Genomic DNA, 12,172 nt, shown 5'->3' with positions numbered 1-12,172 from the left:
CTTTAGGCCCCGCCGGCCGGAGGTGTGGCTGGCGTTTCCGTGGTGGCGGCGGCCACTTCCGTAACCTGCGCCTGCTCCACCAAAAAGTCCATCGTCTTGTCCATCAACAGGCGATGGACGATGGTGTTGATCTCGCCCGACTGCTCAATCTCCTTCAGAAACTGGGCCGGATTGGCCTGCCGTTGATAAGCCAGCACGCTCAGATACCTGCCCAATTCCTCTTTGGTGACGTTCAAATTCTCGGCCTGGGCAATCTTGCCCAAAATAAAATCGAGCTTGACCCGAACATAAGCCATGCCTTGGCTGGCAGAAAAAATCTTGTCCTTCTGCTGCTCAATGTCCTGCGGAGACAATCCGCTTTGCTGCAGGCGGGCCACCCGGTTGTACACTTCCCCGCGCGTTTCCTCCTGCACGGCGGTTTCAGGGAGGTCAAAGTTGACCGATTCAATGAGGTATTTGACCACCTGGTTGGAAATCTGGTTTTTCCGTTGGTATTTCGCCTCGTTTTCCAGGTCTTTCCGCACTCCCTCCCGCAAGGCCGCCAGGTTTTCCGCTCCGTATTCCTTGGCCAGTTCGTCGCCCATGGGGGGCACCACCTCACACCGCACCTCGCGGATGTCCACTTCATAAGTGACGGTTTTGCCGGCCAGCTCTTTGGTGGAAAAATCCGCCGGGTACGTGACTTGAACAGTGCGTTTGTCTCCGGCTTTGGCTCCCACCAGTTGGGCAAAGAAATTCGGCCCCAGCTCGCGTTTGGCCCCCACCCAAAATCCCTTGATGGTTTCGTATGGGGCCAGGTTGGCCCCTAATTTCTGAGAAAGCGGCTGCCCATCAATCATGGCCCTGGCATCAATGACCACCACATCCTCCGCCGTGGCCGGGCGCTCCACCGTCTGATACTTCTTCTGTTGCTGGCGCAGGGCCTCCAAGGCCTTGTCCACATCCGCCTCGGTGACCGGGCGGGTTTCCACGGTGACTGGAATCTGCTTGTAATTGGGGAGTTGAAACTCCGGGGTAATTTCCACGGTGGCCGTAAACTGCATGGGCTGGCCCCGGCCAAAGCTCACCACCTCCACATCCTGCAGGTGATACACCTTGAGGTTTTCCTTCTCCACCGCCTGCTTGTAAAGGTCTCGCAGCAAGGCATTTTGCGCCTCTTCCTTAATTTCCTTCTCAAACCGCCGCACCACCATGTCTTTGGGGGCTTTGCCGGGGCGAAAACCGGGCAGGGTCGCATGTTTGAGAAAATCGCGGATGACCTCCTCAAAACCTTTCTCCACCTCGTTGACGTCTGCTTCCACCCGCAACAAACGTTTGCAGGGGCCAATGTTTTCTACCGTTACGTTCACAAATCGTGCCTTTCTAATGCCCACGGCGGCCAGCCGGACCACAGCCGGCCCGCCCCGCGGCGAGTCGGTGAACATAGGAGACAATGCGGGGGGCGTCAACGCCGAAAAAATTACAAATTCTTGCGAATAAATCGGTTGACAAGCCCCGCCAAAAAGGTAATGTTGCGGCACGAATTAAGTACACAGTAGTGCAACCAATCAGCGGGAGATAATTTATGAAACTGGCTCAACGTCTTATCGCATGTGGGGTGGCGATGATCATGGCCGTCGTGGCCATGGAAGCTCAAGCGCAGGCCATGAAGGCCAGCAAGGCCAAGGTGCGCCAGGTCCGGGGGGAGGCTCAATATAAAGCCAATGCCGCCGCCGACTGGGCCCCATTGAAGACTGGCATGGTGCTGAATCCCGGGGCTATCGTCGAGACCGGCCGCGGCGCGCAGGTGGATCTTTTCCTCAGTGACATCGGCTCGGTGGTGCGCATCACCGAATTGACCACCATGGGCATTGACAAGCTCAATTACAGCCGGGCCGAGGATGAAGTCATTGTGGAAACCGAATTGAACCTCAAGGCGGGCACCATCTTGGGCAACGTCAAAAAGCTCGCCGCCGCCTCCCGCTATGATGTCAAGATCCCCAACGGGGTATGCGGTATCCGGGGTACCGAATTTAAGATTAGCGCCAGCGGCGTGGTCTATGTCATCAGCGGTGTGGTTCGGGTGACTTACACCCCGCCCGGTGGCCAGCCGATCGTGCGTGATGTGCAGGCGGGTCAGGTGTTCATCCCGCCGGCCGCAGCGGGTGAGCAGCCGCAAGTGCGCACTGTGGAACCCAATGATCCGGTGTGGCAGCAGGTCCGGGATATGCCGCCCATCGCCCCGCCTCCGGGCCTCCAAGTGGAGCCGCTGCCGACGCCCAATCCGACTGAGCGGCCCACGCAGCAGCCGGGACACCCGACGGGCGCGCCATCCTCGCCGTCGTCGCCGTCCTCGCCTGGCGCATAAAGCGAGGGTTGAAATACCTGATCTTTAACATACCCCTCCGGCAACGGAGGGGTTTTTTATTGTTCCGATGCAATCTGCTCAAAGCAGCATTTTCTGACTTCCTCCGCAAAGATTGCCCGTTAGTATTATGCACATGCTCACCATGAAAATTCGCCTTTGGGCCTGGGGCGCCGTCTGGCTTGCAAGCGCGTTGGCAACCCATGCAGCGGCGCCAGAACGGTTGTTTTATGTCCCGGAAAATCCGCGCTATACCATCGTCAGCAGCGTGGTGGACTCGCTCCGATTTACGCTCAATAAAACCTTGAAGCCCGATGACCGCGGGCACCTGGTGTCCATTTCCAGTTTCGTCAATCCGGAGGGGGAAATCATGGGCTGGCATGATTTCGGCAACCTCGAAGGCCCCGGTTGGGCCGCCAATGCCGTCGGCGGGGCACACGAGATTTTTCGCTGGGGCCGTTTTCTGGATAACTCGCAATGGCAGCAAGCCGCCCTGCGCATTCTGGACCATGTGCTCGACTGCGGTTTTATCAATGAAACCAATGGCTTCATCACAGGTTACCGCGAAACCACCACCGGCAAGTTCTGTCTCAATTACAAGCACCACTCGGAATGGTTCTGCCCCGGCTCCATGGCCAAGGTGGCTTTTCAACTGCTGATTTTTGCTGACGACCTGGGCACCGACCCGCGTGCCCCGCGCATGATGCAAACCGCCGCCCGCACCGCCCAGTGGATTGCCCAAAACGTCGAGCCGGTGCCCAACGGCTGGTTCCCCCGCCGCACCACGCCCGACGGCCGCATCTATCGCAAATCCCCGGACGGCGGCAACGATCCTTTCTGGCAGACTTCGGCGGACAGCCTGTTTATTCTGCAACTGCAGGCCGCCCTCACCGAGCGCGGCCTCGCCGATTACCGTGCCGCCCTGCGCCAGAAAATTGCCGTGTTCATGCAGGCGGGCGGCATCTTTGGCAGCATCAATCACGATACTTACGATCCCCATGAAAACGTGGCTTATGCCGTGGCTTTCCGCACCTTGCGGCTGGCCGCCCGCGTGCTCCACGACGAGGCCATCCGGCGCTTTGCTTACGATGTCTGCCTGGCCGGGCTGGACCAGTTCAAGATGAAAGAGGACCGCAACGGCGTAGCCACCCGCGGGCTGCTTTACATGGAAAAATCCTGGGACACCGCCTACCTCTGGGAAAATGCCGAGGCCGCCCTGGCTTATTTTGAAGCGGCGGCGGACACCCGGTTGGACAACCCCTCACGCGCCCGGGAGTGGGAACTGGACGGCCTAACCATCCTGCGCGCCATAGCCAAACATCACTACGGCCCCCACGGTTTTCTAACAGAAGGCGTGGATTGGAATGACCATGTAGGCCAGAAACACCACATCAACCAGGCCAAGTACGGCGCCATCCAATACACCGAGCCATTCCTGAACAATCAACACATCGCCGAGCCTACCCTGTTCTATCTGGAGCGTCTGGCCGTCAAAAAGGGACGCGGCAGCCGGGTCATTTACCACGACCTGGAGGGCAACCGCTTGTGGCGCTAAGGCCGAAAACCGGCCTACTTTTTTAACGCCTTGGCGGCAATGTCCCGCCGGTAATGAGCCCCCTCAAAGCGAATGCGCTCCACGGCGGCATACGCCGCCTCCCGCGCCGCCGGCAGATCCCTGCCCCAGGCCGTCACCCCCAGCACGCGCCCGCCACTGGTCACCACCCGCCCATCCACCAGAGCCGTGCCGGCATGAAAAACCTTGGTATTGGGCCAGGAAGCCACGTCCTCCAGGCCGGTGATTTGTTTGCCCTTTTCGTACTTTCCCGGATAACCCCCGCTGGCCATGATGACGCAGACGGCGGTCAGAGGATTAAATTTCAGCTCCACCCTGCCCAAAGTCCCTTCTACACACGCCACCATCAACTCCAGTAAATCATTCTCCAGCCGGGGCAGATAAACCTGCGTTTCGGGATCCCCAAAACGCGCATTAAACTCCAGCACCTTCGGCCCCTGCCGCGTCAACATCAAGCCCGGGTACAAAACGCCGCGGTAATCAATGCCTTCGGCGGCGCAGCCCTTCAGCCACGGTTCCAAAATCTGGCGCACCACGACAATCGCGTCGCCCGGTCCAAAAAATGGCGTGGGCGAATAAGTGCCCATGCCGCCGGTATTCAATCCCTGATCCCCATCCAGGGCGCGCTTGTGATCCTGGGCATCCGGAAATAGTTTGGCCGTCTTGCCGTCACACAGGGCATGCAAGGAAACCTCCACGCCTTCGAGCAATTCCTGAATGACCACCCGTCGTCCGGCCTCTCCAAAGGCCCGCCGCACCAGGATTTCCTCAATGGCCGCATCGGCCTGTTGCATATCCCGGCAGATGAGCACCCCCTTGCCCAGGGCCAGCCCGTCGGCCTTCACCGCGCACCGGCCTCCCAGGCTGGCGGCAAAACGCGAGGCCGCCACCGGCTCGTCAAAGATGCCGCTGCGGGCCGTGGCGATCCCATATCTTTCCATGAATTGCTGGGAGAACACCTTGGAAGCCTCAAATTGAGCCGCCCGTTGATTAGGCCCCCAGATGCGCAAGCCGACCGCCTGAAATTGGTCCACAATCCCCAGCGCCAGCGGGTTGTCCGGCCCCACCACCGTCAAATCGGGTTGATGCTCCCTGGCCCACGCCAGCAGCGCCGGCAAATCCTCCGCTCCAATCGGCACACACTGCACCGGCGCGCCATTGGCCGCCAGCCGCTCCTGCGCGATGCCAGCGTTGCCCGGCGCACACCACATTTGCCGGGCATGCGGTGACTGGGCCAGCTTCCAGACCAGGGCGTGCTCACGCCCTCCCGAACCCACTACCAAAATTTTCATGCCCGCGGATTGTGTCATGCACGCCACGCCTGGCAAAGCGCAAAACAGCCGCCCCCGCCAAACCCGGCTGGACGCCCCCGGCCTCCGCCCTTATCCTTGCGGCATGGCGGAAAACCTCATGGGTGTGTGCCAGGTCTGCGGCCGGCGTGTAGAGTTTCCTTCCGAACACAGCGGGCAATCCGCCACCTGCCCCCATTGTGGCCGGACCACCCGTTTGAAACCAGCCCCGGTGGAGCTCCTCGAAGCAGCCCCGCCGGAGCCGGGGGCACCCTCCCCCTCCCCAGCCCTTCAACCGGCTTCATCCTCGGCTCCTGAACCTGATCCCGTCCAGCGCCGGCTCCGGCGCAGTTACCTCAAGTTGCTGGTCTTGACGGTCATACTGGTGGCCCTCCTGGTGGGATTGGTGTGGATCGCCGAATGGTTGCACACCCTGGCGCTTCAACGATGATGCCGACCGATCTTTCACGGCTCCCGGTTGCCGAGGAAACGCAACGGCAGTGCCGCGCCAAACCAGATCACCGTCCCCGCGGACAAGGCGTGCTTCATCGCCTCCTGGCTCCACACCCCGGCACAATACAAGCCGGTGGCGGCCAGCATCAAAACCAGCGCCTTTACGGCCACGGCCACGGCAATCACTCGCCAGATTTTGCCCATAAACGCGATTGCAACAGTTTGGAAAAAAGCAGGTACAAGGCGCCCGCCATCAGCCAGGCCGGCACCGCCAGAAAATAAACCTGAATGCCCAATCCCACATTCAAACCCGCGCACAAGTACAACGTCACCACCCAGGCCAGCCCGGCCGCCAGGTTGAACTTTAATCCTCGGCGCTCCGCCAGGTTGGAGGCCAGGCCCCATCTTTCCAGCAGATAAACATCCACCAGCACAATGGCCCCCATGGGGGCCAGAATCGTGCCGTAAAGGCCCACAAAATCGAGCAACTTCATCACCAGCGCCGGAAATATGGCCGCCGCCGTCGCCACCCCGCCTGCCACCAGCGTCAAGGCAAAACGCGAGTGATTCTGGAAGATGCTCTGAAACGCCAGCCCGGCACGATACAAAGTGGGGTTGGCCGTCGTCCAGCCCGCAATTAAAACACACAGCACCCCTGCCACTCCCACGGCGTCATAGGCCATCGGGCCGGGCGCCACGGTGGTGTTGTTCGGGTCCCGCGCAATTTGCAGCGCCAGCAGGAGCGATGCCGCAATCCAGGCCATGAAATGACCAATGAACATGCCCACGCCGGAGGCCGCGCCATACGTCCATTTTTTCGCGTAACGGAAGATGGCCATGTCCACCAACCCCAAATGCATGGCCGCATTGCAAGTCCACGCAAAAAACATCACATGCCAGAAGGTGAATTTCGGCTGCCCCGGAAACGGCTCGCCTCCTTTCCAGATGCGGGTTTTGGCCACCTCCCAAAAATCCCCCGGCGAGTGCACCCCCAGCGCCGGCAGGGTGACCAGCCCGCAGGCCAGAAAAACCACAATCATCCACGGCGCCGCCACTTCCGCCACCCTGGCCATGGCATCGTAGCCGCGGGCGGCCACATAGGTGAACACCGCGCCCACCGCCAGAACCCCCACCACCCAGGCCACACTGTTGGGCATCCAATCCTGCAAGCCGGGCATTTTCAAATTCAAGGGCACCCCCAGGGCGGTAACGCCCACGGAAATCATGGCTCCCGCCAGAATGCAAAAGAGAAAACCATTGACCACGTTGTAGAGCGTTACTAGTTGCACGCCGCACACCTGCTCCAGTTTGCGGTACAACGTGATCCGCAGCCGTGTGGCCACCGGCGCACAGAGGAACAACCAGCTCAGCGTGGCCAGCGCATTGCCGGCCAGCAGCCCGAAAATCAGATCAAACGCGCTCACCCCCGCCGCCAGAAACAGCGGCCCAATCATGAACTCCGTCCCCGCCACATGCTCGCCGGCATACATCGCCAGAAACGAGCGCAGGCTCTTCCAATGGCCCGGCGGCACGGGCACGCGTTCGAACTCATGGCCGCCTGACGGGACAGCCTCCGCCGTCTGCTCCGGCTCATTGCTCATAGGGATGTCTGCCGCGCAATGAACCAGTTTTGCCCCGGGGCGTCAATCCTTCATCCGCCGCCCACCGCCGCCGTCAGGGTTTCGTGCCGGCGGGCGCCGGCAGCCGCAACTGCAGCACCGGCGGCTGACGCTCAAAGGCCTCCAGCCGTTTGACCATCTCCAACCCCTCCCGCCGCTGCCGAAGGCGTTTCCAGGCATCCGCCGGCCAGGCCGCCAGGTCGTAATAAACGGTGTCCACAATCTGTGTGGCCAGAGCGGGCATGCACCGGCAAATGACGGCATGCGGGCCGCGGGTGGAACGCTCCAGATAGATCATCGGTCCAAACACTACCGGCGCATCCTCCACCACCAACGGCATGACCAGCGAGGGGGCCGCTTCCGGCGCCGGCTCCACGACAAAACGCCGCCCGGCCAGGCGGCCACCCCACTGCTGCAACGCCGCGTGCTCCACCGAGCCGGCCACATACACCTCCTGCCGGCGCTGGGGCGCGGCCAGCATTTCCCAAATCACCGGAAAACCCTGCTGGTTCAACGTAATGCGCACCCCCTGCACCGGCAGCTCCTCTCCCGGGCTGCTCGCCGAATAAATCCAGAGGTACGTCATTTGCGTATGGATTAAACCTCCCCAAGGCAGTTTTCCCTCCCGATAATAAACCACCGGGTTGGTACCCCGCCGTCCTGAGAGGGGCACGCCAAACGCCGCACGTTGGCGAGTGACCTCGGTTCCGTCGGTGCCCGTGCTCTGCAAAATGAACGGGGCCAGGACGCTGGCCAGCCGCTGGGTGTCTTGAGTCACGGGTTTGAACAAGAGAACCGCCCCGGCCGGCTGGGTGGCGCGGGCATACACCTCCTCCCAGGCTGCTTGCGCCGCGGCAACCGGAAAAATCAGGGCAAGCCAAATCTTCAGCAGCGCCCAGCCCGGCGGGCCAGCCTTGTTGATTGTCCAACCAGCGGCCATGGTTCCCCCCTGACAAAAAAAATGGGCGAGAGGCCGCCCCCTCGCCCTTGGCGTAAAATCCAGCTCAAGCCTTGGCTTCGCCCGCCGGCGCGTCCGCAGGCGTGCCCGGCACCACCACCGCCCGGTCCTTGCGTTCCCGGACGAGCATGGCTCCTTTGCCAATGCGTTTGCGCAGGTAGGTCAGCTTGGCCCGGCGCACCACCCCGCGGCGCTCGATTTCGATCTTCTCAATCCGCGGCGAGTGCAGGGGAAACACGCGCTCCACCCCTTCCCCGTAGCTGATGCGGCGCACGGTGAACGTCTCATTAAGCCCGCGCCCCCGGCGGCCGATGACCACGCCCGTGAAGATTTGAATGCGTTCCTTGTCACCTTCCACCACGCGGGTGTGCACGCGCACGGTGTCCCCCACCCGGAAATCCGGGCGGTCCTTCTTCAGTTGTTCCGACTCAATGCGATCCAATATTGCCTGATTCATAAATTATTCTTTCTTTCTGTCCGACGGCGATTTCGTCCGCCGCTCGGGTTTGGGTTCGTGGGCTGCCCCACCGGCCAGCAAATCCGGCCGCCGCTGCCGCGTGCGTTCCAGTGCCTGGGCGGCCCGCCAGCGGGCAATCTCGGCATGGTTGCCCGACAACAGGACCTCGGGCACCTTCCAGCCCCGAAATTCAGCCGGCCGGGTGTAGTGCGGACACTCCAGCAGTCCGTGGCTGAAGGATTCCTCTACGGCACTTTGATCGTCCCCCAGCGCGCCCGGCAGCAAACGGGTCACGGCGTCAATCACCACCATCGCGGGCAACGCTCCATTGGTCAGCACATAATCGCCAATGGACAGTTCATCATCCGCCAGGTGCTCGTGCACCCGTTCATCAAAGCCCTCATAGCTGCCACACACCAGCAACAGGTGCTTCTCCCGGGCCAGTTCCCGGGCGATGGCCTGCCGAAACAGACGCCCGGCCGGCGTCATCAGGATCACCCGGGTTTCCGGGGTGGCCAGCGCTTCCACAGCTTCAAAGATCGGTTCGGGCTTCATCAACATCCCCGGCCCGCCGCCAAACGGACGATCATCCACCGTCTGATGGCGGTCATGGGTGTAGTCCCGCAAATTAATGATCCGCAATTCCAGCAATCCCTTGTCGCGCGCCCGCCGAATGATGCTTTCATCCAGCGGCCCCGCAAACATCCCCGGGAACAGGGTGAGCACATCAATTTTCATGGCCGCTGGGGGGCGGCCCGGGCCGCCCGGCTGCTACGCCCCGCTCTCGGGGGCGGCCGGCTCGTCCTCCACAATCTCCACCGCGCAGCGCAGACCTTTGCGCGCGGCACCGGCCTGCAATAGGGCCCGGATGGCATTGATCATGGCGCCCTGCTTGCCAATCACCTTGCCCACATCCTCAGGATGCAGACGCAGCTCGTACACCGTCAGGCCGCCCCGTTCCACCGGGGTGATGGTCACCTGCTCCGGGTGGTCCACCACGCCCTTGACCACGTAATCCAAAAAGGCTTGCATCGTGGCCCTCCCACGCGGCTTAACCCGCCGTCGCCTGCTCCGCCTTACGCAGAAAAGATTTGACCGTGTCGGTGGGCTGCGCCCCCACGCTCAGCCAGTATTTGGCGCGCTCCAAATTCAAGGTCACCTTCTGGTCCTTGCGCCCGGGATGATACGTCCCCAGTTCTTCAATAAACCGGCCATCCCGCGGGCTGCGGCTGTCGGCCACCACCACCCGGTACACGGGGCTGTTCTTGGCTCCGATGCGTTTCAGTCGTATGCGTACTGCCATATAGCTGTGTTATTCCAAAATCCACCATATTGGACGCTCCGGTGCCCGGCTGAGCTTGCCGCCGGACGGCACCTGCCCGTCCAAAGAGCGCAAAGCCTAGTCCCCGCCGCGCCGGTTGGCAAGTCCTGATTTTTGTTTTTTGCGTTTGACCTGCCGCCCACCCCGCGGGTAGGCTGCGCGGTCTGTTGGCGCGTTAAAGCCACAGTGATTAATAACCTTATGTTTGGGACCATTCGCAAACATTCAACCTGGATGTGGGCCATCATCATCGTGGTGGTGGTCATCAGTTTCGTAATCTACTTCTCGCCTGACGCCCGCTACCACGTGCTCGGCCGCCGGAGCAAATCCGGCTACCACGTCAACAACCGCCCCATCACCGGCCCCGAATATGAGGATGCGCTCCGGGAGGCCAAGCTCCAGTTCTTTTTCCGCTATGGTACCTTCCCGGACCGCAGCGACGAAATGGCCCGCCAAAATTTCCGCGCCGAGGAAGCCGCCAACAGCCGCCTGCTCCTGGCCGAAATGCTGCGCCAGATGAACATCCAGGTGGGCATTGATGCCACCCTGCGCCTGCGCGATGAGCTGCTGACCCTGGCCACCGGCGGCCAGACCCGTGACATGGCCGCCGCCCTCAACGCTTTTGAAGAACAAATCCTCCGCAAAAACGGCTTCACTTTGCTGGACTTCGAGCGTTTCCTGCGCCACGAGGCCGGCCTTCAACACCTGGTGGAACTTTGCGGCGTGGCCGGACGCCTCACCACTCCTCAGGAAGCCGAAGCCATCTTCCGCCGCGAACACGAGGAGCTGGATGCCGCCTTGGTGTACTTCAGCGCCTCCAACTACCTTGCGGCCATCACCAATTTTCCCCCCGAGGCCATCAGCCAGTTGTATAGCAACCGCCTTGCCGAATATGCTATCCCCGAACGCGTCGAGCTGGTTTACGTGCACTTCCCGCTCACCAATTACCTTTCCCTGGCTCTGACCAATCTGACCCGCCAGACCAACATCGCCGCCCTGGTCAACTCCGTCTATTCCCGGCAGCCCACCAATTACTGGAAGGACAAGGATGGCAATCCCCTGCCCGAGGCTGAGGCCAAGGCTCGTATCGAAAAAGACCTCATCGAAGACCAGGCTCGCCGCCTGGCCATGCGCGCCGTTAACGAGTACACCCACGGCTTTAATCTGGATAAAACCAATTCCCTCCAGGACTTCCTCGCACTGGCTGCCCGCAGCAACCTCACCGTGCACACCGCCCAGCCCTTTGACCTCCTGGAAGGCCCGAAAGATTTGAAACTGCCGGAACGGGCCGTCCCCATCCTGTACCGGCTCCAGCCCGAAGACCCGGTCCTGATCAACCCGATTCCGGGCGAGGACGGCGCCTACCTTTTTGCCCTCAAGCAACGCCTGCCGCGGCAAATCCCCTCCTTGGACGCCGTGCGGGACAAGGTCATCGAGGACTACAAGCGCGAGCAGGCCATGGCCATGGCCAAGTTGCGCGCCGACATTTTTTACAACACCCTCACCAACGGACTGGCTCAGGGGCAGAATTTCACCCAAATCTGTCTGGACCATGGCCACCTGCCCATCGTGTTGCCGCCGTTCTCCCGCGTTACGGGCGAAGTCACCAACCTGCCCCCCGGTGTGTCCCTGAATGAAGTGCGCAACCTCGTGGCTGACCTGGCCCCCGGTAATGTCACGGCCATCCGCGAGTCGCAGCACGGCTACTGGGTGGCTTACCTCCGCCGTCGCCTGCCCGTGGACGAAAACAAACTGAAGAAGGAGCTGCCTGTGTTCCTGGCGAACTTGCGCGAGCGCCGCCAAAACGAAGCGGCCAACGAATGGATCAATCGCCAATACCGCAACATCCCGGCCCGCTTGATGGAACCCTCCCGCTCCGAGGATGCCGCCAAAGGCCCACGGCCCAAGTCCTAGGGCACAGCCCGGGGCGGACGGTTGCATTTTTAACTGCCCACTTATCGCCGGAATGCCATGCATTCCGGCGATTTTATTTTGTAAGTGGTTGTCTTACCGGGATTTAGGTATCAGACTGTAGGCCATCAGCCCGGCTTGCAATAACTTAAAAAAAGCTTAAATTTTCCTTGCACAAAGCCGATAGTGGATATAGGAATGTAGCAACTACTTAGCCAACCGACGACTTGATGAGCTTGCAAAAGCA

13 protein-coding genes are annotated in these 12,172 nt (G+C 61.1%); 4 read left to right on the top strand and 9 right to left on the bottom strand.

What is annotated here, in order from left to right; translation table 11 throughout:
* Window positions 1-2: 2 nt before the first annotated feature.
* Window positions 3-1,424 (bottom strand): trigger factor, encoded by a 1,422-nt coding sequence (gene tig, locus N3J91_01635; GenBank protein ID MCX8155147.1) that lies wholly within the window; start codon window positions 1,422-1,424, stop codon window positions 3-5.
* A 140-nt stretch (window positions 1,425-1,564) separates the two neighbouring features.
* Between tig and N3J91_01630 the strand changes: the two genes are divergently transcribed.
* A complete protein-coding gene (locus N3J91_01630) occupies window positions 1,565-2,347 on the top strand; it encodes a FecR domain-containing protein (GenBank protein ID MCX8155146.1) in 783 nt (260 codons plus the stop codon).
* Window positions 2,348-2,480: 133 nt separating this feature from the next.
* Entirely contained in the window at window positions 2,481-3,899 is a 1,419-nt protein-coding gene (locus N3J91_01625; GenBank protein MCX8155145.1) for a hypothetical protein, read from the top strand.
* A gap of 14 nt (window positions 3,900-3,913) precedes the next feature.
* Here the strand turns inward: N3J91_01625 and purD are convergent, their stop codons facing one another.
* The gene (gene purD, locus N3J91_01620; GenBank protein MCX8155144.1) at window positions 3,914-5,209 is read right to left on the bottom strand and encodes a phosphoribosylamine--glycine ligase; all 1,296 of its coding nucleotides are present in this window, start codon (window positions 5,207-5,209) and stop codon (window positions 3,914-3,916) included.
* A gap of 103 nt (window positions 5,210-5,312) precedes the next feature.
* On the opposite strand from purD, the gene N3J91_01615 reads away from it, so the two are divergent.
* Window positions 5,313-5,657 carry a hypothetical protein gene (locus N3J91_01615; GenBank protein MCX8155143.1) on the top strand — a complete coding sequence of 115 codons (345 nt, stop codon included), beginning with the start codon at window positions 5,313-5,315 and terminating at the stop codon, window positions 5,655-5,657.
* 14 nt (window positions 5,658-5,671) lie between these two features.
* On the opposite strand, the gene N3J91_01610 is transcribed toward N3J91_01615, so the two are convergent.
* The 7 genes from N3J91_01610 to rpsP all read right to left on the bottom strand — a co-directional run bounded on the left by N3J91_01610 (window position 5,672) and on the right by rpsP (window position 9,996).
* On the bottom strand, window positions 5,672-5,863 hold the full coding sequence (locus tag N3J91_01610) for a hypothetical protein (GenBank protein ID MCX8155142.1): 192 nt from the start codon (window positions 5,861-5,863) through the stop codon (window positions 5,672-5,674).
* The gene (locus N3J91_01605; protein MCX8155141.1) at window positions 5,842-7,260 is read right to left on the bottom strand and encodes a hypothetical protein; all 1,419 of its coding nucleotides are present in this window, start codon (window positions 7,258-7,260) and stop codon (window positions 5,842-5,844) included. Before N3J91_01605 ends, N3J91_01610 begins: the two co-directional genes overlap by 22 nt.
* Window positions 7,261-7,333: 73 nt before the next feature.
* The gene (locus N3J91_01600; protein MCX8155140.1) at window positions 7,334-8,218 is read right to left on the bottom strand and encodes a hypothetical protein; all 885 of its coding nucleotides are present in this window, start codon (window positions 8,216-8,218) and stop codon (window positions 7,334-7,336) included.
* Between the two features lie 64 nt (window positions 8,219-8,282).
* On the bottom strand, window positions 8,283-8,693 hold the full coding sequence (gene rplS / locus N3J91_01595; GenBank protein MCX8155139.1) for a 50S ribosomal protein L19: 411 nt from the start codon (window positions 8,691-8,693) through the stop codon (window positions 8,283-8,285).
* Between the two features lie 3 nt (window positions 8,694-8,696).
* A complete protein-coding gene (gene trmD, locus N3J91_01590) occupies window positions 8,697-9,431 on the bottom strand; it encodes a tRNA (guanosine(37)-N1)-methyltransferase TrmD (protein ID MCX8155138.1) in 735 nt (244 codons plus the stop codon).
* 33 nt (window positions 9,432-9,464) lie between these two features.
* Complete coding sequence (locus N3J91_01585; GenBank protein ID MCX8155137.1) at window positions 9,465-9,725, bottom strand: KH domain-containing protein; 261 nt, start codon at window positions 9,723-9,725, stop codon at window positions 9,465-9,467.
* Window positions 9,726-9,744: 19 nt separating this feature from the next.
* Window positions 9,745-9,996, bottom strand: a complete 252-nt coding sequence (rpsP, locus tag N3J91_01580; GenBank protein ID MCX8155136.1) for a 30S ribosomal protein S16 — start codon at window positions 9,994-9,996, stop codon at window positions 9,745-9,747.
* Between the two features lie 219 nt (window positions 9,997-10,215).
* Here rpsP and N3J91_01575 point away from each other — a divergent pair, with 219 nt between their 5' ends.
* Complete coding sequence (locus N3J91_01575) at window positions 10,216-11,928, top strand: peptidylprolyl isomerase (GenBank protein ID MCX8155135.1); 1,713 nt, start codon at window positions 10,216-10,218, stop codon at window positions 11,926-11,928.
* Window positions 11,929-12,172: the final 244 nt, after the last annotated feature.

The sequence above is a fragment of the Verrucomicrobiia bacterium genome (assembly GCA_026414565.1).
In the GTDB taxonomy this organism is placed as follows: domain Bacteria; phylum Verrucomicrobiota; class Verrucomicrobiia; order Limisphaerales; family Fontisphaeraceae; genus Fontisphaera.
This window is presented reverse-complemented; position numbering and strand designations above follow the sequence as displayed.

Excerpts from the sequence above, each read along its gene's own strand:
- N3J91_01630 (MCX8155146.1), top strand. The coding sequence starts at position 1,565 with ATGAAACTGGCTCAACGTCTTATCGCATGTGGGGTGGCGATGATCATG.
- N3J91_01610 (MCX8155142.1), bottom strand. The coding sequence starts at position 5,863 with ATGGGCAAAATCTGGCGAGTGATTGCCGTGGCCGTGGCCGTAAAGGCG.
- rplS (MCX8155139.1), bottom strand. The coding sequence starts at position 8,693 with ATGAATCAGGCAATATTGGATCGCATTGAGTCGGAACAACTGAAGAAG.
- trmD (MCX8155138.1), bottom strand. The coding sequence starts at position 9,431 with ATGAAAATTGATGTGCTCACCCTGTTCCCGGGGATGTTTGCGGGGCCG.
- N3J91_01615 (MCX8155143.1), top strand. The coding sequence starts at position 5,313 with ATGGCGGAAAACCTCATGGGTGTGTGCCAGGTCTGCGGCCGGCGTGTA.
- tig (MCX8155147.1), bottom strand. The coding sequence starts at position 1,424 with ATGTTCACCGACTCGCCGCGGGGCGGGCCGGCTGTGGTCCGGCTGGCC.
- N3J91_01605 (MCX8155141.1), bottom strand. The coding sequence starts at position 7,260 with ATGAGCAATGAGCCGGAGCAGACGGCGGAGGCTGTCCCGTCAGGCGGC.
- N3J91_01575 (MCX8155135.1), top strand. The coding sequence starts at position 10,216 with ATGTTTGGGACCATTCGCAAACATTCAACCTGGATGTGGGCCATCATC.
- purD (MCX8155144.1), bottom strand. The coding sequence starts at position 5,209 with ATGAAAATTTTGGTAGTGGGTTCGGGAGGGCGTGAGCACGCCCTGGTC.
- N3J91_01600 (MCX8155140.1), bottom strand. The coding sequence starts at position 8,218 with ATGGCCGCTGGTTGGACAATCAACAAGGCTGGCCCGCCGGGCTGGGCG.
- N3J91_01625 (MCX8155145.1), top strand. The coding sequence starts at position 2,481 with ATGCTCACCATGAAAATTCGCCTTTGGGCCTGGGGCGCCGTCTGGCTT.
- N3J91_01585 (MCX8155137.1), bottom strand. The coding sequence starts at position 9,725 with ATGCAAGCCTTTTTGGATTACGTGGTCAAGGGCGTGGTGGACCACCCG.
- rpsP (MCX8155136.1), bottom strand. The coding sequence starts at position 9,996 with ATGGCAGTACGCATACGACTGAAACGCATCGGAGCCAAGAACAGCCCC.